The following is an 835-nucleotide window of genomic DNA, read 5'->3' on the forward strand; positions in this document are numbered from 1 at the left end:
ATCTGCAATAGCGTGGGCTGCATTCACTATCAGATTTAGAATAGCCTGCCCAATGGCGTCTCTCAGACAGGGGAGCTTGGGTAATTCATGCTCAAAGTGTGTCTCTAGTTCAGCAACGTATTTCCTTTCATTACGGGCGACGGTTGCTGTGGTGTTGATCACATCGCGGACGTCGACCATTTCTTTTTCATTGTGCGAAGGATGCGAGAATTCTTTCATGGCAGCCACAATCTTGGTGATATGCCCAAGGCCTTCCAACGATTCATCTAAGGCGCTTGGGAGTTGGCGGCATAAGAATTCCACTTTCGTTCGTTTTCGGAGGGTGTCGAACTCCCTTAGGGGGGGGTCTTCAGCGAGTTTCTCCCGTGTTGTATCGATCAGTGCCAGCGCCGTGTCCAACAAAGCGATCAGTGACGTTGTTGCTGTTTTAACAAAGCCCACGTTGTCACAAACGTATTGTGTCGGTGTATTTATTTCGTGGGCAATCCCCGCCGCGAGTTGCCCAATGGATTCCATCTTTTGTGCTTGTAGCAATTGAACTTGGGTTAAACGAAGCTCTTTCAGTGCTTTTTCTAACTCGTAACGTTCATTTTCTAATTCCAACGTTTTACGGGCGACCACTTTTTCCAAGCCTACATTTTGCCTCAGTATTGCGAAAGGCGTGGCATGATCTTGCGCTGTCTCTCGCAAGATACGGCGCTTTAGCACATCAATCGTTTTGTCTCTGGCGGCTAATTTGCGCTCGAACTCGGCGATAGACATGGCAGAGGATGCGGAAAATGTTCCTTCAGTCAATTCACTATCCTCCAATGGCGATTCCCGTGAATGTTTGATT

General features: G+C 48.0%; 1 protein-coding gene. It reads right to left on the minus strand.

The features are described from left to right. Positions 1 to 795: sensor histidine kinase (locus J5069_RS23700; protein WP_264646110.1), on the minus strand; the 795-nt coding region annotated here is incomplete at its 3' end. Positions 796 to 835: the final 40 nt, after the last annotated feature.

Source organism: Candidatus Symbiopectobacterium sp. NZEC127 (genome assembly GCF_025962675.1).
Lineage (GTDB): Bacteria > Pseudomonadota > Gammaproteobacteria > Enterobacterales > Enterobacteriaceae > Symbiopectobacterium.